At 60.5% G+C, this 23,692-nt stretch carries 22 protein-coding genes; 6 read left to right on the top strand and 16 right to left on the bottom strand.

The features are described 5' to 3' along the window. From WA943_RS09900 to WA943_RS09865, 8 genes are all read right to left on the bottom strand, one after another. Positions 1–508, bottom strand: a 508-nt coding sequence (locus tag WA943_RS09900) for a type I restriction-modification system subunit M N-terminal domain-containing protein (RefSeq protein ID WP_424469711.1), incomplete at its 3' end; no start/stop codon positions are given. Between the two features lies 1 nt (position 509). Then, positions 510–2,867: an EcoAI/FtnUII family type I restriction enzme subunit R gene (gene hsdR / locus WA943_RS09895; RefSeq protein WP_424469710.1), complete on the bottom strand. Its 2,358-nt coding sequence runs from the start codon at positions 2,865–2,867 to the stop codon at positions 510–512. A 14-nt stretch (positions 2,868–2,881) separates the two neighbouring features. Next, positions 2,882–3,553, bottom strand: a complete 672-nt coding sequence (locus WA943_RS09890) for a recombinase family protein (protein ID WP_424469709.1) — start codon at positions 3,551–3,553, stop codon at positions 2,882–2,884. Positions 3,554–3,593: 40 nt separating this feature from the next. Next, positions 3,594–4,298, bottom strand: a complete 705-nt coding sequence (locus tag WA943_RS09885) for a hypothetical protein (protein WP_424469708.1) — start codon at positions 4,296–4,298, stop codon at positions 3,594–3,596. A gap of 161 nt (positions 4,299–4,459) precedes the next feature. After that, positions 4,460–5,308, bottom strand: coding sequence for a hypothetical protein (locus tag WA943_RS09880; protein WP_424469707.1), 849 nt, complete (start codon positions 5,306–5,308; stop codon positions 4,460–4,462). Between the two features lie 59 nt (positions 5,309–5,367). Then, positions 5,368–6,426, bottom strand: coding sequence for a nucleotidyl transferase AbiEii/AbiGii toxin family protein (locus tag WA943_RS09875; RefSeq protein WP_424469706.1), 1,059 nt, complete (start codon positions 6,424–6,426; stop codon positions 5,368–5,370). Next, positions 6,419–7,012, bottom strand: coding sequence for a DUF6088 family protein (locus WA943_RS09870; protein WP_424469705.1), 594 nt, complete (start codon positions 7,010–7,012; stop codon positions 6,419–6,421). Before WA943_RS09870 ends, WA943_RS09875 begins: the two co-directional genes overlap by 8 nt. A gap of 113 nt (positions 7,013–7,125) precedes the next feature. Beyond that, positions 7,126–8,487, bottom strand: a complete 1,362-nt coding sequence (locus WA943_RS09865; RefSeq protein ID WP_424469704.1) for a tyrosine-type recombinase/integrase — start codon at positions 8,485–8,487, stop codon at positions 7,126–7,128. Positions 8,488–8,936: 449 nt separating this feature from the next. Here WA943_RS09865 and WA943_RS09860 point away from each other — a divergent pair, with 449 nt between their 5' ends. After that, positions 8,937–10,373, top strand: a complete 1,437-nt coding sequence (locus tag WA943_RS09860) for an OprO/OprP family phosphate-selective porin (protein WP_424469703.1) — start codon at positions 8,937–8,939, stop codon at positions 10,371–10,373. Between the two features lie 289 nt (positions 10,374–10,662). Here WA943_RS09860 and pstB read toward each other — a convergent pair whose 3' ends face one another. The 6 genes from pstB to WA943_RS09830 all read right to left on the bottom strand — a co-directional run bounded on the left by pstB (position 10,663) and on the right by WA943_RS09830 (position 18,171). Beyond that, positions 10,663–11,514 carry a phosphate ABC transporter ATP-binding protein PstB gene (gene pstB / locus WA943_RS09855; protein WP_424469702.1) on the bottom strand — a complete coding sequence of 284 codons (852 nt, stop codon included), beginning with the start codon at positions 11,512–11,514 and terminating at the stop codon, positions 10,663–10,665. A gap of 22 nt (positions 11,515–11,536) precedes the next feature. Further along, the gene (gene pstA / locus WA943_RS09850) at positions 11,537–13,291 is read right to left on the bottom strand and encodes a phosphate ABC transporter permease PstA (protein ID WP_424469701.1); all 1,755 of its coding nucleotides are present in this window, start codon (positions 13,289–13,291) and stop codon (positions 11,537–11,539) included. A gap of 11 nt (positions 13,292–13,302) precedes the next feature. Further along, entirely contained in the window at positions 13,303–15,939 is a 2,637-nt protein-coding gene (locus WA943_RS09845) for an ABC transporter permease subunit (RefSeq protein WP_424469700.1), read from the bottom strand. Positions 15,940–16,035: 96 nt separating this feature from the next. Continuing rightward, positions 16,036–17,001, bottom strand: coding sequence for a PstS family phosphate ABC transporter substrate-binding protein (locus tag WA943_RS09840; protein WP_424469699.1), 966 nt, complete (start codon positions 16,999–17,001; stop codon positions 16,036–16,038). Between the two features lie 289 nt (positions 17,002–17,290). Continuing rightward, complete coding sequence (locus WA943_RS09835) at positions 17,291–17,707, bottom strand: hypothetical protein (protein ID WP_424469698.1); 417 nt, start codon at positions 17,705–17,707, stop codon at positions 17,291–17,293. Then, positions 17,704–18,171 carry a group III truncated hemoglobin gene (locus WA943_RS09830; RefSeq protein ID WP_424469697.1) on the bottom strand — a complete coding sequence of 156 codons (468 nt, stop codon included), beginning with the start codon at positions 18,169–18,171 and terminating at the stop codon, positions 17,704–17,706. The genes WA943_RS09835 and WA943_RS09830 overlap by 4 nt, the downstream gene beginning before the upstream one ends. A 113-nt stretch (positions 18,172–18,284) precedes the next feature. Here WA943_RS09830 and WA943_RS09825 point away from each other — a divergent pair, with 113 nt between their 5' ends. Beyond that, positions 18,285–18,722 carry an Rrf2 family transcriptional regulator gene (locus WA943_RS09825; RefSeq protein ID WP_424469696.1) on the top strand — a complete coding sequence of 146 codons (438 nt, stop codon included), beginning with the start codon at positions 18,285–18,287 and terminating at the stop codon, positions 18,720–18,722. A gap of 1 nt (position 18,723) precedes the next feature. On the opposite strand, the gene WA943_RS09820 is transcribed toward WA943_RS09825, so the two are convergent. Next, positions 18,724–20,061: a spinster family MFS transporter gene (locus tag WA943_RS09820; RefSeq protein ID WP_424469695.1), complete on the bottom strand. Its 1,338-nt coding sequence runs from the start codon at positions 20,059–20,061 to the stop codon at positions 18,724–18,726. 225 nt (positions 20,062–20,286) lie between these two features. Here WA943_RS09820 and WA943_RS09815 point away from each other — a divergent pair, with 225 nt between their 5' ends. From WA943_RS09815 to WA943_RS09800, 4 genes are all read left to right on the top strand, one after another. After that, the gene (locus tag WA943_RS09815) at positions 20,287–21,777 is read left to right on the top strand and encodes an AlkA N-terminal domain-containing protein (protein WP_424469694.1); all 1,491 of its coding nucleotides are present in this window, start codon (positions 20,287–20,289) and stop codon (positions 21,775–21,777) included. Positions 21,778–21,787: 10 nt separating this feature from the next. Continuing rightward, entirely contained in the window at positions 21,788–22,303 is a 516-nt protein-coding gene (locus WA943_RS09810; RefSeq protein ID WP_424469693.1) for a methylated-DNA--[protein]-cysteine S-methyltransferase, read from the top strand. Between the two features lie 68 nt (positions 22,304–22,371). Then, a complete protein-coding gene (locus tag WA943_RS09805; protein WP_424469712.1) occupies positions 22,372–22,554 on the top strand; it encodes a PLDc N-terminal domain-containing protein in 183 nt (60 codons plus the stop codon). A 186-nt stretch (positions 22,555–22,740) separates the two neighbouring features. After that, complete coding sequence (locus tag WA943_RS09800) at positions 22,741–23,034, top strand: DUF4282 domain-containing protein (RefSeq protein ID WP_424469692.1); 294 nt, start codon at positions 22,741–22,743, stop codon at positions 23,032–23,034. Here WA943_RS09800 and bioD read toward each other — a convergent pair. Then, complete coding sequence (gene bioD / locus WA943_RS09795; protein WP_424469691.1) at positions 23,031–23,690, bottom strand: dethiobiotin synthase; 660 nt, start codon at positions 23,688–23,690, stop codon at positions 23,031–23,033. The two genes, WA943_RS09800 and bioD, sit on opposite strands and share 4 nt — an antisense overlap. Between the last annotated feature and the right edge of the window lie 2 nt (positions 23,691–23,692).

The raw sequence follows: 23,692 nt of genomic DNA, 5'->3' as shown, positions 1-23,692 counted from the left end.
CCCTGGGCGTGTAGAATTCGCCCGCGTTTCCAGCGCTTTGCAAGTCGCGGAGTATTTGCTCGTAAACATCACCAAACGTATGGCGGTCGCCAAGGTTGTTGAAGTCAATGTCATTGATCTTATTGATAACCTGCCGAAGCAACGTGCCGGATTTCATATAGTTTATCGCGTCTTGAAACACGCTGTAGATAACCTGGGCGCGCGACCGCTCCGCTACGTCAAGATTCAGTCCCTTCAAGCCAGGAAAGAGCTTGTTGTTAACGAAGGTCAGCAACTCGTCGCCAGTGATCCCTTCAGGATCCGCCGCCCATTCCGACCACCGCAACGTCAGCGGCATAGGCGACTGGTACTCGTCATCAAGGAGCGCTAGCTCCTCTTCGCGGTCGTCAAAAATCTTGAGAAAAAACATCCAGACGAGTTGGCCGATGCGCTGTGCATCGCCATCAACCCCTGCGTCCTTGCGCATTGTGTCCTGGATAGCCTTGAGGGCGTTAGTTACATCCGCCATCTCAGGCCTCCGCGTAAATTTGGGTTTCGAGTTCACGGACAGCGGCTTGGTATTGATCCTTTCCACCGAAGACGCGCTTTATGATCTCAACTGGCGTACCGATTTGGTCGAATGGCTTTAGGTGGAGGATTTTGCCGCTCTCCAACGTCGCACCGTCGTCGTCGGCGTATTTGTCGAGCAACGCATACAAGACCGTTCTCGCCCGCTCGCTGTAGGCTCCGAATGGCTGGCGGTCGCGAACGCGGGCAGCCCGCTCACGACGGGTCAAAAGGGGGCGGTCGAACGCAATGTGGCATACTAAATCGAACGTATCGTAGCCGGCTCCATTCGGTGCCTCTTCGCGCAGAGCATCTAGTGGAATGCCAAGTTCTTCGACCTCGGCAAGGATCGCCTGCTTCCGTTCAGCCTCCGTCCATCGGGCGAGAAAGTTCCCCAAGGTAAGGTACTTGTCCTGAAGTTTGCGCTTCACGTACGCGCTCAGCGCCTCGGTGATGAGCTTACCCTCAGCGTCTAGATATTGAACGCGGCGTGCGGCGACCTCCACCTCCACGCCGTCGATGTAGTATTTTCTAGGCCTGGCGCTATCGGTGGGTTGCTCCACCGCCGATGCTGCAACCTGATCGCTCTCAACGCTGTTCTCAAGTTCTTCGAGGTCTGCGTCGAGTGGGGGCTCAAAGATCTGGACGGGATCTCCATCGAACGCGGGATCAGCGAACAACTCAGTGGCGCGCTTAAAATCCATGATCGTGAAGAAGCGTTTCCCGTTTGCCTCATCAATACGCGTGCCACGGCCAATTATTTGCTTGAACTCCGTCATCGACTGGATGCGCTGATCGAGAACGATGAGCTTGCAGGTTTTTACGTCCACCCCCGTCGTGAGAAGCTTCGAGGTGGTGGCAATGACGGGGTGCGACGAGAAGGGATCAATGAAATTATCTAGTTCTGCGGTGCCCGCCGCGTCGTCGCCTGTCATGCGAACAACGTATCGGTAGTTATCTGCAACAAGATCGGCGTTCGCGTTGGCTAGTTCCTTACGCATACGATCTGCATGTTCGGTGTCTTCGCAAAACACGATTGTCTTTCCAAAGCGATCATTCCCTTTAAGAAACTCTGTTACTTTCGCGGCGACGAGTTTAGTCCGCGGGTCAAAAACCACCTTCGTGTCGACATCACTTTGCCCGTAAATGCGATCCTCGACGGCGTGACCATAGCGGTCAACGTCACCGACATGCGGCCGATACCCGATCAGATCGAGATCTAGATCGTATCGAATAACTTTGTATGGAGCGAGAAAACCGTCCTCGATACCCTGCCTTAGCGAATACGTGTATATCGGCTCGCCAAAGTAATCGGTGCTAGAAACGTCAGCCGTCTCCTTGGGCGTCGCCGTCATTCCAATTTGTGTAGCGCTGCTGTAGTACGCCAGAATATCGCGCCAAGCAGAGTCCGCTGCCGCGCTTCCCCGATGACATTCGTCGACTATAATTAGGTCAAAGAAATCAGGAGAAAACTGTTTGTAGATATCCTGTTCGTCTGTCGTTCCAGACACAGCCTGGTAGAGCGCGAGGTAAATTTCGTAGGACTTATCAACTTGACGGTTCGCGATTTTTGTCATCGCTCCGCCAAACGGAGCGAAATCGTTGCTCTTGGTTTGATCAACAAGGATATTGCGATCTGCCAGGAAAAGGATGCGCTTTTTTGCTCGGGCTTTCCATAGCCGCCAGATAATCTGAAAAGCAGTATATGTCTTGCCAGTGCCGGTTGCCATCACCAGCAGAATGCGATCTTGACCGTTCGCTACAGCAGCGACAGCGCGGTTAACCGCAGTGGCCTGGTAATAGCGCGGAGCCTTTCCATCGGGCGCGGCATAGTATCCCTGCTCGACGATTTGCGACGCAGGTTCGTCGAGCCCCTTCCAAACCTGAAACTTTCGCCAAAGCTCGGCGGGACTCGGGAACTCGGACATCTCAAGCTCCCGCTCTAGATCGCCCTGAGATGTCTTGTCGTGGAAGACGAACCGGCTACCGTTCGAAGAAAAAACGAACGGGACGTCCAGCATCTCGCCGTAGCCCAGCGCTTGCTGGAGACCAGCTGAAGGAGAGTGGCTTGCGTCCTTCGCTTCGATGACAGCTAGTGGAACGTTTGGGCGGTGATAGAGGACGTAGTCAGCCCGTAGCTGTCGACCACGAGTTGAGAGCTTGCCCCGCACAATGACTCGACCATCGGTAAGTGTAACTTCTTCGCGCAGTTGGGCGTTAACGTCCCACCCTGCCGCCACCACCGCCGGCGTGATCAGCTTCGTGCAAATGTCTCTCTCGCTCAAGCCCAACTTCCCATGCCCCGTCCGTTTCGCCTTCAAACCTGAGAGCACCGTTACCCGTCTGAGGCGTGCGCAAGCGAGCTGCGCCCACCCGGGATATGCCGGTACAGAGTGGAAGGCTGAACACCCATCTGCTTGGCAACCTCTTCCACCGTCACATTGGTGTCCATCAGCAGGCGTTTTGCACGGCTGATATCGGTGGGACCCATTGCTGGCTTTCGCCCACCTCGGCGACCAAGCGCCTTAGCCGCGGCTAGACCTTTGCTGGACTTTTCGCGCGCCAACTCCCGATCGAATTCAGCAATAGCCGCAAAAAAACGAAGCCCCATGTCTCCCGAGGTCATTTCGAAGGACAAGTCCGGAGCTAATACCCGCAGGCTTATGCGTCTCTGCTGCAGCTCGGAAATGGTATCGGTGAGTTGCCGGAGCGACCGCGCCAGCCGATCGAGCTTCCAAATTACCAGAGTGTCGCCCTGGCCGAATTCGCCAAGCACCGATCTCAGCTGAGGCCTGTCTCTTTGGGCACCTGTTAGCGTCTCGATGAAAATCCTCTCGCAACCCGCCTCTTCAAGAGCGGCGAGTTGGGTTTCTGGCGATTGATCCCGCAATGAGGGCCGCGCATAGCCGATTAACAAAGGATCCTCCGAAAACTCACCCTCTATGAACCATTCAGGAGAGCAAAACAAGAGACTGTTTTCGGAGGTATTTGTCGGCCGGAGCGCCATCTGTCAGATGTGCCTTGGGCGTCTGGGCCGATCGGCAGATTTACCGGCGGTGACGGCGAGCTTCCATTATGTAGTCGATCCAAGCTCGCTGGAGGGCTTCCGCGTCAGTGCTTGACAGGATTTCGCGGTTTTGCGGATGCCGCCGGGCGTCAAATTTCCTCAGGAGTGCCTGCTCCATTCGAAAGGCTTCGGCCGCACTATCCCAGAGTTCATGCAGGACGGTCCGGTAGCGCAAACCGCCTACCTCTGGCATGGCCGCTTGGTTGAATTGCCTTTCCCTCGTTCTCCAGTCGAAGGACCAGCCGATCTTGCAGCACGGCGTCGCTGCGCCTTCGATCCTCATGGCGTAGGTGAAAGCTGGCGCGCGCCGCATGTGCATGACGCCGGTGCGTGTGGTAGATGGCGGAGGCGCTCCGCGTCGCCGAGCGACTTCGATGCCAGAAATCCGAGCTTCGGTCCGTGCGGGCCTGAGCAGAGCGATTGGCTCGCGCGGCAATCGCAGCGCCGCTTCGGCTTCCTCTGGAAGAAGTGGGACGATCCCTTGCGCCGAATCCATGCTGAACCGTCGCGATGAGATGGCGGCAAACGGGGTGCGAGGTTCCCTGAAGCGCCACGCCTTCCGCAATTCGAGCCCGTATGGCCAGCGATAGCTTCCGGTTTCGTCATAATCGCGGGGGCCTCGCGCAAGATCGTAGTCGAGAGAGCTGACGATCGTCGTCGTTGGCTCCATCAGGCCGAGCATCATTCCCCGCTCCCCCGGTAGTGTTTCGTCTCCCATCGTGCCGACGATGACTACCAGGTCTCCGGGGCGAAGCATGTCGCGGGCACGGTCCCGCCAGCCGCGCTGACTGAACTGGAGGGGGCCGGACGGCGTTCCAAACCCCCAAGTCTTCGTCATGTAGGTCGTCACGCTGACCGCCCGGCTAGCCGCCCATGTTCCGCTATAAGGAAGGTCAGATAGCTGCGGATAAGATTGCAATAGAGCCGTGCCTCGTCGATCCCGAGGGCAAGGCCGTCTTTGAGATCCACCCCGTGGCGCACGCCGCCACCGGTCGGTGACGACAGATAGCCGTGGAGAGTTATCATCCACTGCAGGATCTGCTCCTGGTGACCGCGACCGCGCTGTCGCAGTTCGCCGATGATCTTATTGAAGTAACGGCCTTGGATACTGCCGTCCTCTGCATCTAGGCCCCTGAAGGCAGTGGAGATTGTTTCCAGCAGCCACAGCACCTCCTGGACCGCTTGTCTTCCGCTGCCCTCGCTCAGAGCGCGTTCAGATGCGTGTAGAGCCTGACTAATCAACTCTCGGGCTTGCTCATCAAGCGATGGAGGCGCGTCCGGAACACTGATCGGAATGTGGACACGTGTTGCGACGAGATGGGGCGGGTTGATCTGAAACCCGGCACCAGCATCGCTCAAGATTCGATTTAAGCGGCCGATTTCGGGCAGCGTGATGTCGGGCTGCTGCATACGCAGCTCTTCGCAGGCGTCGTAGAATGCCTCGATAAAGAGCGGAGTGTTTCCGCTAGCCTCATCCATTTTGGTGTCGAGGTCAGACGACGCCCAGCCCGCATCGCTGCTGGTGTAGTGCGGTACCCCGGCGGCCGCTGCAAAATGAGACTTGAAGTGTTCAAGGACCCACTTGCGTGGTGCTTGACCGCAGATGCGATCGATCAGTTCGCGAAACCCCCGTACCGCGTCGGCCCCGATCGGGCCGGGACTGTCAAAACGCCATCTGCCATCGAACTCAAGCATCGCGCCTCACATTGCCTCCCGCGCGTCGCGGCGAAGTGTCAGTTGAAGGCAGTCACGGGTCACTTCTGCTTCGCGCCTCTTCCATCGTTGATCGCCTTCTGCAGAGCACTCATCTGCTTGAGCAAATCGTCGAATGACGGCGGTGTCTGGTCAAACATCATCGGCGCCATCGCCCGATAATCGGCTCGCAGGTCTTTGATCCGAGCGTCGTCCGGCATCAGCCGGAGCGTGCCTGGTCGAGCCGTTTCGTAGCTGGCCCAGCCCGAACGGAAGAAGGTGGCTTTGTGCTGCGCCACCTGCGCCAGCAAACCGAGATCGGCAACGGCGGCTTGACCCTCGTCGGTGTCGAGGAGCATGGCGAGGTCGTAATAGTGCCGCGAGAAATACTGCGGCGTCGGTGACTCGGCAGGGCGATGCACCTCCGCGTGGAGCGCGGTCGCCTTCTCCCAAAAGGTCCGTCGGGCTGACAGCACGGTCACGCTGGTGTCAGGATCGGCGAAGAAGTCCGGATAGTCGTCGGCCGCGTAGGGGTGGATGACTTTCTCCTCGGTCGGCCAGGGATCGCCGCGCGCGCCGAGCTCGAATTTTACCCGCGGGGTAATGTAGGCCATGCCTTCGTATTCGGCGGCAGGCAGCGCGGTCGGATAGTGGAAGTTGACGGTTTGGGCGTCGCTGGAGTCTACCTTCAGCGACCACTCGCCGTTGGTTGGCTCGCCGAGTTGTTCGACGATCGCGGCGCGAAGCGCCGGGAGAAGCTTCTCGGCGATGTGCCGCTCGACGTCGCTGACCAGATCATCGATCAGCCGGGCCGCCTGCTTCCTGCTGATCCCCTCCTTCTCGGGGTCGCGCTCGCCGGTGTATCCGAGTTCAGCCCTGTCGAACGATAGGTCAATGTCCTCGGAGAACCGGCGGATGGCATTGAACGCCTTGGAGAGCGACGTGCCACCCTTGAAGACAAGGGACGCCGTGGCGCCCTTCGGCAGACCGAACAGGCGCTTCAGGCTCCAACAGACCCAGAAGTCCTTTTCGATAATCGTTTCGGCGACGCCCCGCCCGGCGCCGGTTTCCCCGAAGAGAGCTGCGCGATCGGCGCTGGGAAGGCGGGCGACATCATCCATCGATACTGGCCACCGCTGCGTTGGCGATCGAGACGAGCGTTGGCCTCATCCAGGCAGGCGCTTGAAGAGCGGTTGAGGCCAACGTCTTCTTGTCGTTGGCTGACAGCTGGCGCGCCGCGACTTGCGCGACATCAGCCGCCCGAATGGGGCCAACATGACGAAGCGCCTGAACCACCGTCCCGGCGGGACTGCCCGGTGCGATCAGATGCTTGGGCGAGGCATGGCGAAGATCCACGATACGCTTTCCCACCACGACGCGCCGCGATGGGCCGTCGGTCAAATAGGTGCTTTGGGCAGGGACCTGCGCCGAAAGGCCGAGCGCGTTCGCTGCCCGCGCGCCGGCGATCTGCACCTGCGAGCCGGTCTCCCGGGCAAGAGCATGGGCGACATCGTCCGGTGCGGGCGACAGTGGCCCGAGCTTCGGATGCAGCTTTGGAAAGTCGTAGAGCCCGCGCGCAAGCCGACGGAGCTGTCCGCCCTTTACTAACCGTGAAAGGGCCTGATCAACCGAGGAGCGAGCGGCGACAGAGAGAAAGTCGCTGGGCGTGAAGACGCTGCCGCGTCCGCTAGCGCGAACGCGTTTCATGACCTTATCCGGAACGGAGGCGCTTACCGTCTTCATATGTCAGAAAATAAGGCATGTTTTTCTGACTTGCAAGTAGCGGCGTGCCTAGGTTGGCAGCACCGCTACCCTGTCTGCTACGCGGCGGCGCGTTGCTGCTCATCGGCCACCTCGGCGGCATTCGGCACCGAAGCTTGTTGAAGGAAGCGAGCGAGTGCTGCGCGGCGAGAGTCACGGTCTACCGCGTAGGCCGTTTGCTTGAACTCGATTCCGTCGAGCAGGCCCTGGATGTAACCGGCAATCGTGTCAGCGGCCATGATGAGCGCTGTATCGAGCGTGTGAATGTAGTTGCTGGTGACCGAGCCCTTTGAGTGACCAACGAGAGCAGCGATCGTCACCTCCGTGAAGCCAAGATCGTTTGCGATGCTGGCAAAGCTGTGCCGCAGGACGTGGGGTGTAATGTCGGCCAGCGGCGTCTCTCTGAATATCTGCTCCCAATGGTTTGGAAGGCTTCCGAACGCATTGTCGTCTCCGTGTCCGGGGAACACGTAGGTGCCTGTGCCAGCTTTCCGACTTGCTTCGAGGTACTCGACGACAGGGAGGCCGATCGGGCGGATGGAGCTTCCTTCCTTACTATCAATCAGGCGCAAGCAACTCGCGCTGGTGTCCACCTCGGCCCAGGCGAGCGTCACCATTTCCGTTCGCCGGCACCCGGTGAGCGCGAGCTGCCGAATTATCTCGACCGATAGTTCGTATTTTTCGGTCTTGGCCGCCTTATCCAGAATCTCACCGAGCAATCGATATTCTGCCTCGGTCAGACGCCGCGCCCGGACGTTGTCCTTCGGCCGTCGGACGCCATGTGCTGGATTCAGATCTATGATGCCAGCCTCGACTGCGTAGGTCAGTATTCCGCCAAAGAGCCCGATGGTGCGCGTCGCCGTACCCGCTCCACCACGCACGATAGCGCGGCCGCGAAGCTTCTTCGTCTTGACGCTGCAACGAGTCTTGCCAGCCATGATGTCCTTCAGAGCCTTTGTGATATCGGCCTTCACCAGATCCTTGACCCTGCGTGTACCAAGCAGGGGAATGATGTGACGCTCGATGCGCCCGGTGTCGGAGAGGATGGTGCTGGCTTTCTTCGGGCGGCCTCCCTTACCGAGGATGAGTCCGGCTTTCAGATCGGCAACGTAGAGGTCACACAGCTCCTTGACGGTGATCGCCTTGCTGTCGAGCTGCTTCTCTTCGGCCGGATCTTCGCCCTGCGCGATCCGTCCCAACTGCACCTTCGCCTCCTGGCGCGCGCGCTCAGGCGTCCAGACGCCGTGCAATCCAATCGTGAAGCGGCGCGACCGCTTACCGAGCCGATACTGGATCACGTAGCTGCGCTTGCCGGACGCGAACACGCGGAGGCCGAAGCCGGGCAGTTCGTCGTCCCATATGACGTAATCTTTTGCGCAACTTTCTGCGGCGTCGACGACGCGTTTTGTGAGCTTAGGCATGGGCTTCCTCCGACCCTGCAGCTTCCTCTCGCGTAAGCACTACGTAAGCACGCGGGCGAAAACTGTGGCGTGCGGAAGAGTACGTTTGGCGGAGGATGAATGCAAATTGTTTAGGTTTTACAGTATGATAGGCGGGCATTGGCGGCTCCTTGCGCTTTTTGGCGGAGCCAGCGATATTCCCTCCGAAGGCAGAGGCCACACGTTCGAATCGTGTCGGGTGCACCATTTCCCCATTTCGCTCCAAGCGCCCAGACGGGCGCTTTTTTGTTATCTCCATATCGGCCAGCGATGCAGATGAGCCACACCTGGCTTGCGTCATGCGTCTGTCATCGAACTGGGACCTAACCGTCATTTAGCTCTGTTACTTCGCTCCCCAGGGGCGTTCGTGGGCATGACTCTCGGGGCGCGATCCTGCACAGAAGCTCAACCATCAAATATGGAGACGTCGCATGACGTTGAGAAAAATTCTGCTGGCAAGCACCGCGCTCGGTGCAGCAGCGATGCTCGCGGGCCCGGCTTTTGCCGGCTCGGCTGGTGCGTCGCAGGGCGAAATTGACGCGCTGAAGGCGCAGATTGAGACACTGACCCAGCGGCTTGACGATATTGCGATTCAGTCCGGCAACGAGATCAAGGAAATCAAGGAAAAGCAGGACGCCGTCCAGCTCGACTTCAAGGACGGCAAGCCGACCTTCCGCACGGGCGATGGCCTTTTCACCATGTCGATCCGCGGTCGTGCGCATCTCGACATGGCTTCCTACAATATCAGCGACTCAGATAGCGCGAAGCTCGGCACGCTCGGTTCGTCGACGACCGGCCTCAACTCCGGTTTCAACTTCCGTCGCGCTGAACTCGGCGCCGAAGGCACGTTCATGCGCGACTGGGGTTACAAGATGACCTTCCAGTGGGGCGATAGCGGCAACGAAAAAACGAGCACGATCAAAGATCTCTATCTCTCGTATAACGGGATCAAGGGCATTTCGATCATGGCGGGCGCGATCCAGACGCCCATGTCGCTTGACGACGTGACCTCATCCAACGACATCACCTTCATCGAGCGCGCGACGGCATCGAACCTCGCCACCTCGCTTGGCGCAGGCGATGGCCGCATCTCCTTTGGTGCGAAAGGCAATACGTCCGATTTCTACGGCTCGCTCTTCTACACGGCGGAAACGGTTGGCCAGGCCAATACGTCGAATGAAGGCTCGAACATCGTCGGTCGCACGGCCTTCCGGTTCCAGCCGATCGAAAAATCCAACGTCCATCTCGGCCTGTCGGGCACTTACGCGATGGATCCGAGCGCCAATGGCGGCACGGCCGGTCAGGTCCGTTTCCGCGACCGTCCGGAACTGCGCGTCGATCCCTCGCGCATTATCGATACCGGCAATCTTGTAGCCAGCAGCGCCTATGTCGTCGGTCCGGAACTTGCCGCGAATTACGGCCCGTTCAAGGTGCAGGGTGAGTATTACTACTACAAGGTTGACCGCGTCGGCACGATGCCTGATCCGGACTTCAACTCCTGGTACATTCAGGCCTCCTGGGTGCTCACGGGCGAAGAGTACAAGTACTCCATGGAAGACGCGGCCTATAAGGGCGTGAAGCCCGCCAGCCCCTTCAGCTTCGGTGGCAGCACCGGCGCATGGGAGATTGCGGCGCGCTACAGTCAGACCGACCTCAACTACAATGATGGCCTTACTTCTGCAGCAGGCGGCGTTGCCGGCGGCAAGCAGGACATCATCACGGTCGGCCTCAACTGGTACCCGATCAACAACGTGCGCGCGATGGTCGAATATCTGAACGTCAGCGCCGACAAGCGGGCAACCGGCGGTGCGGCTGTCCAGAACATCGACTACGACGCGGTTGCAGCCCGTCTGCAGTTCGCTTTCTGATCCGATCCTCGCAGGTCGTCAGGCAAAGGCCCCCGGAGCTTCGGCTCCGGGGGTTTTGTTTGTGCGGTGTGCAAGATCAAACCGTCATCCCGGGCTTGACCCGGGATCCATAGCGGCAGGCGCGGAGGAAGCGGCTCCTGGACCCCGGCACAAGGCCGGGGTGGCGATGGCGATTGGCGGAAGGGAAGTTTGGCCGTCATCGGATAAAAAAAGGCCCCGCCAGTTTCCCGGCGGGGCTACGAGTTTGCGAGGGGGTCTTCTCGCGAGGAATGCTTGATCGCCGCTGCGCCTAGCCGAAGCGGCCGGTGACATATTCTTCCGTGCGCCGCGACAGGGGATTGGTGAAGACTTCCTTCGTCGCGCCATATTCGATCAGCCGGCCGAGATACATGAAGGCCGTATTGTCGGACACGCGTGCGGCCTGCTGCATGTTGTGCGTGACGATGACGATGGTGTAGGTCGATTTCAGCTCTTCAATGAGTTGCTCGATGCGCAACGTGGCAATCGGATCGAGCGCCGAGCAGGGCTCGTCCATAAGCAGCACGTCGGGGTTGCCCGCAATGGCGCGCGCGATGCAGAGGCGCTGCTGCTGGCCGCCCGAGAGGCCGAGGGCGCTGTCGTTGAGGCGGTCCTTCACCTCGTCCCACAAGGCCGCGCCCTTCAGCGACGCCTCGCAGGCTTCAGCAAGCAGTTTCTTGTTCGTCACGCCGTCAACCTTCAGCGGATAGGTGACGTTTTCGGCAATCGTCATCGGGAAGGGGTTTGGCTTCTGAAAGACCATGCCCATGCGCTTTCTGAGTGCGATCACGTCGACCTGCGGACCGAAAATCGGCTCGCCCGAAAGATGCACTTCGCCTGCGACATGCAGATTGTCGATGAGATCATTCATACGGTTGAGCGAGCGCAGGAGCGTGGACTTGCCGCAGCCGGACGGGCCGATCAGCGAGGTGACCATGCCCTTCTGGATATCCATCGAGACGCCATGCAGCGCCTGCGCCTGCCCGTACCAGAGCTTGAAATCGCGAATGGAGATTTCGACGCCGGTCGGGCTTTCGACCGGGTGATAGACCGTCGGCTCATAAGTGTCGGTGCCTGCCGAAATCGGGGTTTCGTCTATTATGCGCGCCGTGGCAGTTGCCATGTCGGTATTCCTTTGGCCGAAATCAGAACTTGTCACCGGCGAAGCGACGCTTCAGCCGGTTGCGGACTTTGATCGAAACTGCATTGAGGGCAAGCACCAGTGCGAGCAGCACCAGCGCCGTCACGAAGACCATCGAGCGGCCTGCTTCCGAATTGCGCGACTGAAAGCCGACATCGTAGATGTGAAAGCCGAGATGCATGAACGAGCGCTCGAGATGCACGAAGGGGAAGATCGCATCGACGGGAAGCTCGGGCGCGAGCTTGACGACGCCGACGATCATCAGCGGCGCTACTTCGCCGGCGCCGCGCGCCATGGCGAGAATGAGCCCCGTCATGATGCCGGGCATGGCGCGGGGTAACACGATCCATTTGATCGTCTGCCATTTCGATGCGCCGCAAGCGAGCGAGCCTTCGCGCATGGAGCGCGGCACGGCGGCAAGCGATTCCTCCGTCGCGACGACGACGACAGGCACAGTGAGAAGCGCCAGCGTCAGCGATGCCCAGAGAAGGCCGCCCGTGCCGAAGGTCGGACTTGGCAGGCGCTCTGGATAGAATAACTGGTCGATGGAGCCGCCGAGCACATAGGCGAAGAAGCCGAGGCCGAAGACGCCGTAAACGATTGAAGGCACGCCTGCGAGATTGTTGACGCAGATGCGGACCAGCGAAACGATGCGGCCCTGGCGCGCATATTCGCGCAGGTAAAGCGCCGCAACGATGCCGAAGGGCGCGACGAGAAGGCTCATCACCACCGTCATCACGAAGGTGCCGAAGATGGCGGGCCAGACGCCGCCTTCGGTGTTTGCCTCGCGCGGCTCGGCGCTCAGGAATTCCCACCAGCGCGCGAGATAGATGCCGATTTTCTGCGCTGTCGTCAGATCGTTTGCGGGATAGTAGCGAACGAAATTCGACAGCGGAAATTCGCGCGTGGCGCCGCCGATCTCGGCGACCTTCACCGTGATGGCCTCATCCTGCGCGCGCACTGCGCGCACATCGGCCGACAGACGCTCGAAATCGACGGTGAGGCGTTTCGTTTCAGCGGCGGCGTGATCGGCGGCGGCTTTCATTTCAGCCGAGCCGGTGCCGTAGTCGATTTCCGCGCGGCGGACAGCGAGACGCAGATCGTTGATCTCGCGATTGACCTCGCCGACGCCATTGCGCTCGACGCCGATGCGTTTGTCGCGCAGCGCCCGCGCACGCGCATGCGCCGCGTCGAGCGCGGCCATGTCGGGATTTGCGATCACCTTGCCGTCAATGGTGAGGGCCTGAATGGTACCGGCAAAGGTTCCCCATTCCTGACGTTCGACCAGCATCATGTTTTTCGGCCGCGTGACTGTCTTCACATCGAAGATCGGCACCCACTCGAAATCATTGCCGTAGAAATCATAATTGCCGACGCGGTAAAGCGTGCGGTCGGCAAAGCCGCCATTGTTTTCGATCTCGGCCCGCACCTGCGCGGGCAAGGCCGCCAGCGCGTCCGCTGTCGGGCGGAAGGCTTCCGCGCGCATGGGCTCGCCCGCAATGACGCGACCCGACGTCATGGTGACAACGTCGATGGGCTTCGGCCAGAAGGCGGTGAAGCCGTTCCAGAAGATCAGGGCGAGAAAGCCGGTGATCATCATCAGGCCGAAGGCGAGCGAGCCGCCCATGGCCCAGACCATCGGCTCACCACGCGCGGTGAGGTCGCTCGCCTTGCGGCGGGTAACGACCGTGCGGATCGCAGGCGATGCGTTTTCCTCGTCGTTCGAATATTCGTCGCTCATGCGTGCCATATCGACCATGATTTAACCCGTCAGAGCTGCGCGGCGCGCTTGCGAAAGCGCTGGCGGATGATTTCGGCAAATGTGTTCAGAACGAAGGTCATGACGAAGAGCACGAGACCGCAGAGAAAGAGCGTGCGGTAGAGGCTCGAATCCTTCACCGCTTCGGGCAGCTCGACGTTGATGTTTGCCGAGAGGGCGCGCAGGCCGTTGAAGAGGCTCCAGTCGAGCACTGGCGTGTTGCCCGTCGCCATGACGACGATCATAGTTTCGCCGACCGCGCGGCCAAGGCCGATCATGATGGCGGAGAAAATCCCCGAACCTGCGGTCGGCAGAATGACCCAGGCGGCCGTTTGCCACTTGGTCGCGCCGCAACCGAGCGATGCGGATCGCAAATGTTCGGGCACCGCACCCAGCGCGTCTTCCGCAATCGAATAGATGATCGGGATCACAGCAAAGGCCATGCCGAAGGAGGCGATGAGCGTATTGCGTTGGATATAGGTATCGACGAGACCGCCGCGCGCATCAAAGCCCGCGCCGCCGAGAAGAAATGCAGAAACTGCAGCAACGGCAAAGGCAATCACCGTGAAGACGAGCCAGCGGCCAAGCTCCCATGCGCCTGCGACGTGATAGGCCTTTGTCCGCAGACGGTCGCGCCATGACTGCCCGAGAAGGCGATCCCCGAAATTGAAGACGAGGATAAAGGAAAGCGGCAGGACCAGAAGGAAGAGGAAGGGCGCCGCCGTACCGGCGCCGGATGTCCATGCCTTGAAGTCGCCAGCGAAGAAACCGCGCTCGATGAGCGGCCCGAGATTCATCGCCGCCCAGATGCCAAGGAAGATGGCGATGAAGAAGGCGATGAGCTTCGGGATACCGTCGAGACGCAGCGCCAGAGATTGCGGCAGGAGCTGCCACAGAAAGGCGAGGCCGATCAGTGTCAGCGGTATCACGCCGAAGGCGATGACGATGGCCGCGATCCAGTTCTCGACGATAGGCGAGAGGACGAGCGCGACGACGAAACCGATCACGACCGATGGCAGCGAGGCCATCAGCTCCATGACGGGCTTCACGACGGCGCGAACACGAAAGTGCATGAATTCGGCGGTATAGATCGCGGCGAGCAGGGCAATCGGGACGGCGAAGATCAGCGAGTAGATCGCACCCTTGATGGTGCCGAAAATCAAAGGCACGAGCGAGAGCTTCGGCTCGGCGCTATCTGTGCCCGATGTTGACTGCCATGTGTAACCGGGTTCGGGATAGCCTTCATACCAGACCTTGCCGAAGAGCGAGCCGATTGTCGTTTCGGGGTGGGGAACGTCGAAAGTCCAGTTGCGGACCTCCCCATCCTTGCCGATGGCAAGCGCGCCATTGTCGCGCGGCGCGAGGATCAGCGTTGCGACAGGCGAGAGCTTGCCTTGTGAGGGAAAAGTGAGCACGCGGCGCTCCGTCGTCGCGTGATAGAGCGCAACTTCACCGCGCGCATCGGCGCCGATGAAGAGGCGCGTGCGCTGGCTCACCGCGAAATGCTCGAGCGGCGCAGGCTGCGGGCCGAAGTTGTGGATTTTCGTCAGCACATTGCCGTCTGTCGTATCGGGCGACTTGCGGTCGATCTGGCTCCAGATGGAAAGCGAATTGTCGGCACCGCCGACGATCAGCGAATTCTCGCCATTGAGATAGACAATGGCGGTCGGCTTCACGCCTGCGGGCAGAAGCCGCGCGCTTTCGGCGAGCTTCGCATGGGCGGGATCGCGCGTGTCGAAACGGCGGACCATGCCGTCATTCGTGGCGACGAGAAGCCTATCGCCGGGCGTGTTGAGCAGGACGGCTGCGATGTCATTCACATTGAGGCCCGTCGGGACTTCGCTGTTTGTGAAAGTCGTCGAGGTCTCGCCGGTCATCATATTGACCTGGGCATAAGCGGTGCTGAGGCGCGCCGTGCCGTGCTCGTCGATGGAGACGAAAGTTTTCAGCGGGCGTTCCGCCGTGCCGCCGACGCGGTAGTCGAGGAAGCGGATCGGCGTGCCTTGCGGTGCGACCTGAGCGGAGGCTTCGAGGGCAATGGTGGGCTGAAGACGGCGCACCTGATCGCCCGCGACATTCAGATAGATCGCGACGCCATCCGTGCGGTCGCCGCCGGGCAGCGTCGTCAGATTTGCGGGGAGTGCGGTTGCGGGCACGATGGAGCTTGCAATGGCGAGGCTGCCGAGGCGCACCGTGCCATCGGGAAAACCGAAGGCGACATTGTCGCCCTGCAATGTGCGGGCGAAAGCGGTCGGTACGGCGCCGCCGAAATCGAAGGCGAGGCCGTTGATGCGTCTGCCCGTCGGCACATGGAAGGCGGTGAATTTTCCCTCTTGCGAGAGTTCAAGGCCGAGGGTCCGGTATTCATCGACGGAGGTCGAGATGACGTGCTCGCCGGTCAGGTCGAGCGTATAGCGTTTTGCATCGCTCACCGTGCCGCTGCCGAAAAGCGGCATGGCGACCCAGACGAGAAACAGCATGATGGCAAAGACGGTCAAGATGACGAAGAAGCCGCCAATGGTAATGACGCGCCCGGCGAGACGGTCTGCCCAGATGACGGACGACTTCGTTTTCTTGTCACGCGTATAGACGATCGAACGGCGCGAACCGTCCGGCGCGGGAACATCTGGCATCGTGGCGTCGGTCATGTGTCGCTTCACGCAAATTGACGGGCGGGGCCGCTGGTTTCCGGGGCGAGCGGTAGCGGCAAAAAAGCCGGCGGGGGTTGCCCGCCGGCTTCGTTCTTATTTCAGGCCGAGCTTGCCGAGTTCCTGCTGTGCAAACACATAGGGCATCGGGAAATAGCCGTCCTTCGACGTGTCCTTCTGCCCGTCAAGCGAGAGCAGATAGCGGAGGAATTCGCCACGCAGCGGATCGAGCGGCGTCGAGGGGTTCTTGTTGACGTAGATGTAGAGGAAGCGCGTGATTGGATAAGCGCCCGTATAGGCGTTCGCCTGATTGGCTTCCTGGCACTGGCCATCGCGACCGGCGACCTGGATCGCCTTCACGTCGGCGGTCTTGTAGCCGATGCCCGAATAGCCCATCGCGAACTTGTCGGCGGCAACACCCTGCACGACGGCAGAGGAACCGGGCTGCTCTTTCACCGTGTCGAGATAGTCGCCGTTCACCATCGCCACTTCCTTGAAGTAGCCATAAGTGCCCGATGCCGAGTTGCGGCCGAAGAGCGAGATCGGCTTGCCTGCCCATTCGCCGGTGAGACCGAGCTGGCCCCATGTCGTGATGGCGGGCGAACCGGAGAGGCGGCTCTTGGAGAAAATGCCGTCAAGCTGCGTCAGCGAAAGGCAGGAGAGCGGATTGTCCTTGTGGACGAAGATCGCGAGCGTATCGACCGCGACGCGCACAGCCGTCGGCTTGTAGCCATACTTCTGCTCGAAGCTGTCGATCTCGGCGGCCTTCATCGGACGCGACATCGGGCCGAACTGCGAGGTGCCGGCGATCAGCGCGGGCGGGGCAGTGGACGAGCCCTTGCCTTCGACTTCGATTTTCACCGTCGGATATTTGGCGCGGAAATCTTCCGACCACAGCGTCATGAGATTGTTCAATGTGTCGGAGCCGATGGACTTCAGGCTGCCGGACACGCCGGTTGTCGGCTGGTACGGCTGGTACCGGCTGTCGATGTCAATTGCGAACGCGCTGGTGGCTGTGATGCTCACCGCGAGCGCGCCCAGGAAAGTTCCGATGCGCTTCATAAGAGTGATGACCTTTTGATAATGAAGGCTTGCGTGCGGCGGCTTCCCCGCCCCGAGGCTGTTCTTAGTTTCGGGTCGTGAAGCCCGTGCAACGCTTTTGTGACCGTCTGATGACAGGGCACGGCGCAGCGCGAAAAGCGGCGTAAAGCCGGGATTTTCGATGCCTATAAGCTGGAAAGATTTTCGCGCGCCGTGGCGGCGATGTCACAAAAGCGGGGACAAAGTAAAAGGGCGCACACTCATCGTGCGCGCCCTACCCCTCCCGCGACGTCCGCGTTAAACGAAGCTCTCAACCACCGTATTGCGCGCGCGCCGAGGCGATGATGAAGCCAATGGCCGTCATGCCGAGCGCCACTGAAAATGGCACGACGATGACCTGGATCAATGCGCTCCACCCGCTCAGGGTTCCGGTCCACGTTTGCACGTCGCCGTGCAGAAAATCGGCGAAGCTGCCGTGATGTTCCTCGCGTTTCAGAAAGCGGTCGGCAGTGCGTTTCAGCAAATAGGGCGTCCCGAAAAAGACGGCGAGAAAGGCCGTGTCGACGGCCATCATAAAGGCGCCTTCGCGCTGACCGCCGAAAACCAGCCAGAATGCGCCGAAGAGCCAGGCCCAGCCGCCGATTGCGGCGACGAAAACGCCGGGGTGCAAGTCGGGTGCAAGCGGCACGTTACGGCCGTGCCAATCGTGATGTGGGGCTACGCTCATGGCCTTTTCCCTCCAGTCTGAACTGCGGCTATATGCGGCTTGCGCGAGGGATCGGCGGAATTGGGGTTGAAGAACATCCCCATCTGCAAGCTCTCGGCGATGCGCGCGGCGCGCTCCATGAAAGCTTCAGCCGTTTCCGGCGTGCATAATTCTTCGGTCGTTTTGTGAAAGAGGCCGAGCCAGCGCTCGAAATGATGCCGCTGCACCATTTTCAGCCGCATATGCGCGACCATGGGCTGGCCCTTGTAGCGACCCGACATCAGCATGACCGACGACCAGAAGGCGAACATCTTCTGCAGATGAGGTTCCCAATTATCGCCGATCACGCGCTCAAAGATGGGGCCAAGCTGAGCGTCGGCGCGCACACTCTTGTAAAAGGTGCGCACAACCCTCTCGATTTCTTCTTCATTCGTTACCGGCATCGGCAGTGGCCGTCGTCTTGGGCTTGCGGATTCGTCGCTCACTCGCACCTCCTATAAGATGCATACCATATACTTCTTTAGTATCTTGCCTATCCGGCGGAAAGCAATATGATAAATGCAGGTTTATCTGCGACAAATAATACAGGTCATGGCCAATGCGGCTTACTCTCTATACCGATTACTCGCTGCGGCTCTTGATGTATGTCGCGCTCAAGGGCGAAGAGCTGTCGACGATTCAGGAAATCTCCGATGCCTATGAGATTTCGAACAATCATCTGATGAAGGTCGTGACGGAGCTTGGCCGCCTCGGGATCATCGAGACGCTGCGCGGGCGCGGCGGCGGGCTGCGGCTGGCGCGCGCGCCGGAAGACGTGAATATCGGTGCGCTGGTCCGGCGCATTGAAGATGACGGCCAGCATGTCGAATGCTTTCAGGCTTCGACGAACAAATGCCGCATCACGGCCTCATGCAAGCTGCGTCACGCACTCCGTGAAGCGCTTGAAGCCTATTACACGGTGCTCGACGGCCTGACGCTTGCCGATCTGGTCGCGCGGCCACAGCCTTTGCGGAAGCTGCTCGAACTGACCGCCTGATCTATTTCAGCCCGTGCTGCCTTGCGCGCTCGATGTCTTCCTTGAGCGTGCGAGCGGCGAGGACGAAGTGAAGCGCTGCCCAGAGCCAGACGACTGAAATCGTCAGCAGGGAGTAGCGCAGCGATTCATCGCCATAGGCCGGGTTGTAGAGATCGCTCAGAACGCCCGCGAGTTGCGGCCCAAGACCCATGCCGATCAGATTCAGAATGAGGAAGAGAACGGCGGAGGCTTGCGCACGCATGCGCACCGTCACCAGCGCCTGCGTCATGGCCAGCGCCGGGGCGACATAGGCGGCGCCTGCAAATGCCGGATAGACGAAGAAGGCCAGCGCCATCACCTTGTCGCCCGAGAGATACATGGCGACGGAAAAGGGAAAGCAGAAAGCGCCGACAATGGCGACGACCCAGACATTCCAGCGAATGTCGCGCTTGCCATAACGATCGGCGAGATAGCCGGTGAGGAATGTGCCTGCACCGCCTGCAAAGCCGATGATCAGCGCCAGCGATGTGCCGATTTCGCCCGACGACATTGCGAAGGACCGCGCGAGAAAGGCGGGCAACCAATTGACGCCCGCATAGCCGCCGATAGCTGCCAGCGCCGCGCCAAAAGAAATATGGCGGAAAGATTTCTGCGACCAGAGAAGGCTGAAGACTTCGCCGATGCGCGGTGCGGCAGCCGCCCCCTGGCTCGTCAATCCATCGGCCTGGCCGCGCCGCGGCTCTTTCAAGGTGAAGCGCACGAGAGCGGCAATGATGAGCCCCGGCGCGCCGACGACCATGAAGGCTGCACGCCAGCCATACCATTGCGTGATCCAGCCGCCGACGAGGAAGCCGATCAGAATGCCGAGATTGATGCCGAGCGAGTAAATGCCCAGCGCCGAGGCGCGCTTTTCCGGCGGGAACATGTCGGAGATCATCGAATGGGCGGGCGGGCTTGCACCCGCCTCGCCGATGCCAACACCGATACGAGCCAGGGCCAGTTGCGCGAAGCTCGTCACGAAACCGCACACGACCGTCATGCCGGAGAAGATCGTCAGTGCCCAGCTTATGATGTTGCGTCGGTTGGAGCGGTCCGCCCACATGGCGATGGGCACGCCCAGCGTCGCATAGAAAATCGCAAAGGTGAGACCGGAGAGAAAGCCAAGCTGCGTATCGGAAAGGCCGAGTTCCAGTTTGATCGGCTGCATCAGGATTGCGAGGATCTGGCGGTCCACGTAATTCGCCGTATAGGCGAACATCAGCACCATCAACGCATAGTTGCGATAGGCTGGCGTGAAGTCAGCCGCAGGAATTGCACCTGCCCCCTGCACCGCAATTCCGGCGCTTGCCCGATCCGTCATTCTATCTCCCCTCCGCTTGCGGCTCTTCGAGCTCCCCGCCCGCGGCCGCTTTGCCGAGGAGCCTATCAGGGGCGCAAGCCGACGCAAGCGATTGAGGGCGGACAAGCCGTTGAAAGCACGTACATTTCTGTCAGCATCTGAGGCCTTTCAGCAGCTTCCGCAGGGGCGACGGACATGTCCGTTTTTGGCGAGCGAGGTTTTTCGCATGGGACTAGACTTCAGCCCATGAGCACCGACCTCGACACAGACCTCTGCTACCGCGCGTTTCTGGCGAAGGATGCGCGTTTTGACGGTCGCATTTTCGTTTGCGTGACCTCGACGGGGATCTATTGCCGCCCGATCTGCCCGGCGCGCGTGCCGAAGAAATCCAATTGCCGTTTCGTGGCGAGTGCCGCCGCCGCCGAAGCGGCGGGCTTTCGCTCCTGCTTGCGGTGCCGCCCGGAAACGGCGCCCGGCACGCCCGCATGGGTCGGCACACAGGCAAGCGTGAGCCGCGCGCTCAGGCTGATCGAGGAAGGCGCGCTTGATAAAGGCGGCGTTGAAGACCTCGCCGAACGTGTCGGCCTTGGCGCGCGGCAGTTGCGCCGCCTCTTCCTCGCGCATGTCGGCGCGACGCCGCAGGCGGTCGCCGCAAACCGGCGGCTGCTGGCGGCAAAGCAGCTCATCAGCGAAACGGATATGGGTTTTGCCGACATAGCCTTCGCGGCAGGCTTTCAAAGCCTTCGACGCTTCAACGATGCCGTGCGCGCAAGCTATGGCGTGCCGCCGACGGCACTCAGGCGCGGCGCGGCGCGCGAGAATGTGGGCGATGCGATTACGCTGCGGCTCGGCTTTCGTCCGCCCTTCGAGTGGACGCAGATGCTCGGCTATCTCTCCTTCCGCGCCATTCCGGGCGTCGAGGAAATAACAAGCACACAATATCGCCGCAGCTTTCGCCTCGGCAATGCGCGGGGTCATCTGACGGTCGCGCCGGGCAAGAAGGTGAACACGCTCGACATATCCATTCGCGCCGACGTGCATGCGCGCGCCAATAGCTCGCCGCCGATCCGCCAGATCGCGGCGCGGGCAAGGCGCATTTTCGATCTGGACGCGGAACCCTCCGCCATTGCCAGCGCCTTTGCGGACGACCCCGTTCTTGCCCCACGGCTTGCACAAGCCGGCAGCATTCGCGTGCCCGGCGCGTTTGACGGTTTTGAACTAGGCGTGCGCGCCATACTCGGCCAGCAGGTTTCGGTCAAAGGCGCGACGACGCTTGCGGGGCGTGTCGTCAAACGCTGCGGCGAGGCGCTGCGCGAAGCCGATGGCGCGATCACGCATCATTTTCCGACCGCTGAAGCGCTTGCCGATGGCGATCTTTCGGGGCTCGGCCTGACGGGTGGGCGTATTTCGGCGCTCAAAGCTTTCTCGCGGGCGGTTGCGGACGGCAAGGTCAACTTCAGCCCGGCCACCGGCCTCGATGAAAAAATCGAGGAGCTTTGCGCCGTGCCGGGCATCGGGCCCTGGACCGCTCACTACATCGCCCTTCGCGCCATCGGCGAGCCGGACGCATTTCCCGCCGCCGATCTCGGCCTTCGCAAGGCGGCGGGCAACGGCGTTCCGATTTCGACGCGGGCCATGGAGGATATGGCGCAAGCCTGGCGGCCATGGCGCGGCTATGCAGCGCTTTTGCTCTGGATGGAGCCCGACATACAAACAACCGCCCTCGCGGCGGATTGAGGAGGCACAAATGGAACAGACAGTGACGAGCGGCCTCGCTTCCGCAAATCTCAAATCGCCCATCGGCGACCTGCGCCTCGCCGCAACCGAAGAAGGCCTGATCGCGGTCGTCTTCCCAATCGAGACCAAGCGCACTTACGCCAATGCGCGCGGCAGCGTTCCGGCGCGCATGCATCTCGATGCAGCCACGGAAGCGCTGAAGGAATATTTCGCGGGCAAGCGCACGGAGTTCAAGGATCTGACGCTCGCGCCCGCTGGCACGGCTTTTCAGTTGAGCGTCTGGCAGGCGCTGCTGCAAATCCCCTTCGGCGCGACAAGGAGCTATGCCGACATCGCGCGTGCCATCGGCAACCCCAAGGGCGTCCGCGCTGTCGGGCTCGCCAATGGGCGCAATCCCATTCCCGTCATCGTGCCGTGCCATCGGGTCATCGGCTCCAACGGCTCGCTGACGGGCTTTGGTGGTGGCCTGCCGACCAAGAAATGGTTGCTCGCGCATGAAGGCGTTTCGACACCCGCATTGCTCTGAGGACTTACACTCCGGACGCGGACACACTAGATTAGTGCCGTATCGCGACCTTTCAGGAGTGAGTGAAGATGATTGGACACGGCTATGGCGGGTTTCTCTGGCTGATCGTGGCCGTCCTCGACATTTATGCGATCATAAAAATCGCGCAGAGCAGCGCCGAGCCGATCTGGAAGGCAATGTGGATCGTCATCGTGATCGCGCTGCCGGTTCTCGGCCTCATTCTCTGGTGGCTGTTCGGTCCGAAGGGCTGACGAGCCCTCATTACCTGCATCGTCATGCCCGTGTATGACGAGCCTTTATGTAAGCAATGCTGCCAAATTCTCGGCATCGCTTTGCTTGCTCACACCATTTCACGATGGCGAAGAATCAATGACGGCTATCGGCCAGGCTGGTAGCCTTGTGATTCGACGTAGGCTGACGTTTGAAATGGAGAGATCATGAACTGGCAAGCGTTTCTGAATTTCGATCGCATGATTGCCACTTCGGTTATCAAATTTCTTTACTGGATTGGCATCGTCCTGATCATCCTCGGCGGATTGATCACATTCTTCGGCGCCTTCGCCACGATGGGATATTCCTTTGGCGCAGGCCTCGGCCAATTGATCATGGCCGTGCTCGGCACATTGGTGGGCCTGATCCTCTGGCGCATTCTGTGTGAACTTTACATCGTGTTCTTTTCGATCCACGACCGGCTCGGAGATATTCGCGACCGTCTGCCGCCGCGTACCTAAATAAGCGCGGCGAGATCGGGCGTTCCGTTGCGCGGCAGGGCGATGACACGCGTGTCATGCGCAAAGCGGGCAATGGTATCGACGGTTTCGGCCAGCGGAACGGGGCTCGCAAGTGACTCGCTGACGATGATGGCGCGAGGCGCCAGATCGTTTTTCTGCATCACGTCGAGCGTCGTCAACGTATGGCTGATCGTGCCGAGATAGGAACCGACGACGAGGAGCGGCGCGAAGTCCGGGCCGTTCAGCTCGCTCATCCAGTCGAGCACGGTATGCGTCGCATCGAGCGGCACCATCAATCCGCCAACGCCTTCGATCAGTAGCGGATCGTGAAGGCTGATGCGGGCCTTGCAGTGATTGACGAGTTCGGTGAAGTCGATCTCCGTGCCCTCGCGCGCCGCAGCCATGTCGGGCGAAAGCGCCGCCGTGAAACGCCAGCGCGAAAGGTCTTCCGCATTTTCAAACTCGACGGGCTCGCCAAGCGCGGCAAGCAGCGCTGCCGGATCGCTCGCAGCAAATGTCGCCTCGTCGAGGCCGCTGACGATCGGCTTGATCGCTCGAACGGGAAGGCCCCTGGCGCGCAACTGGCGGATCAGAAGCGCCGACACATAGGTCTTGCCGATATCGGTGCCGGATGAGGTAATGAAAATCGTGGTCATGT

The organism is Parvibaculum sp., assembly GCF_049651025.1.
Lineage (GTDB): Bacteria > Pseudomonadota > Alphaproteobacteria > Parvibaculales > Parvibaculaceae > Parvibaculum.
This window is presented reverse-complemented; position numbering and strand designations above follow the sequence as displayed.

Excerpts from the sequence above, each read along its gene's own strand:
- WA943_RS09890 (WP_424469709.1), bottom strand. The coding sequence starts at position 3,553 with ATGGCGCTCCGGCCGACAAATACCTCCGAAAACAGTCTCTTGTTTTGC.
- WA943_RS09885 (WP_424469708.1), bottom strand. The coding sequence starts at position 4,298 with ATGATGCTCGGCCTGATGGAGCCAACGACGACGATCGTCAGCTCTCTC.
- WA943_RS09880 (WP_424469707.1), bottom strand. The coding sequence starts at position 5,308 with ATGCTTGAGTTCGATGGCAGATGGCGTTTTGACAGTCCCGGCCCGATC.
- WA943_RS09875 (WP_424469706.1), bottom strand. The coding sequence starts at position 6,426 with ATGGATGATGTCGCCCGCCTTCCCAGCGCCGATCGCGCAGCTCTCTTC.
- WA943_RS09870 (WP_424469705.1), bottom strand. The coding sequence starts at position 7,012 with ATGAAACGCGTTCGCGCTAGCGGACGCGGCAGCGTCTTCACGCCCAGC.
- WA943_RS09865 (WP_424469704.1), bottom strand. The coding sequence starts at position 8,487 with ATGCCTAAGCTCACAAAACGCGTCGTCGACGCCGCAGAAAGTTGCGCA.
- WA943_RS09860 (WP_424469703.1), top strand. The coding sequence starts at position 8,937 with ATGACGTTGAGAAAAATTCTGCTGGCAAGCACCGCGCTCGGTGCAGCA.
- pstB (WP_424469702.1), bottom strand. The coding sequence starts at position 11,514 with ATGGCAACTGCCACGGCGCGCATAATAGACGAAACCCCGATTTCGGCA.
- pstA (WP_424469701.1), bottom strand. The coding sequence starts at position 13,291 with ATGGTCGATATGGCACGCATGAGCGACGAATATTCGAACGACGAGGAA.
- WA943_RS09845 (WP_424469700.1), bottom strand. The coding sequence starts at position 15,939 with ATGACCGACGCCACGATGCCAGATGTTCCCGCGCCGGACGGTTCGCGC.
- WA943_RS09840 (WP_424469699.1), bottom strand. The coding sequence starts at position 17,001 with ATGAAGCGCATCGGAACTTTCCTGGGCGCGCTCGCGGTGAGCATCACA.
- WA943_RS09835 (WP_424469698.1), bottom strand. The coding sequence starts at position 17,707 with ATGAGCGTAGCCCCACATCACGATTGGCACGGCCGTAACGTGCCGCTT.
- WA943_RS09825 (WP_424469696.1), top strand. The coding sequence starts at position 18,285 with ATGCGGCTTACTCTCTATACCGATTACTCGCTGCGGCTCTTGATGTAT.
- WA943_RS09820 (WP_424469695.1), bottom strand. The coding sequence starts at position 20,061 with ATGACGGATCGGGCAAGCGCCGGAATTGCGGTGCAGGGGGCAGGTGCA.
- WA943_RS09815 (WP_424469694.1), top strand. The coding sequence starts at position 20,287 with ATGAGCACCGACCTCGACACAGACCTCTGCTACCGCGCGTTTCTGGCG.
- WA943_RS09810 (WP_424469693.1), top strand. The coding sequence starts at position 21,788 with ATGGAACAGACAGTGACGAGCGGCCTCGCTTCCGCAAATCTCAAATCG.
- WA943_RS09805 (WP_424469712.1), top strand. The coding sequence starts at position 22,372 with ATGATTGGACACGGCTATGGCGGGTTTCTCTGGCTGATCGTGGCCGTC.
- WA943_RS09800 (WP_424469692.1), top strand. The coding sequence starts at position 22,741 with ATGAACTGGCAAGCGTTTCTGAATTTCGATCGCATGATTGCCACTTCG.
- bioD (WP_424469691.1), bottom strand. The coding sequence starts at position 23,690 with ATGACCACGATTTTCATTACCTCATCCGGCACCGATATCGGCAAGACC.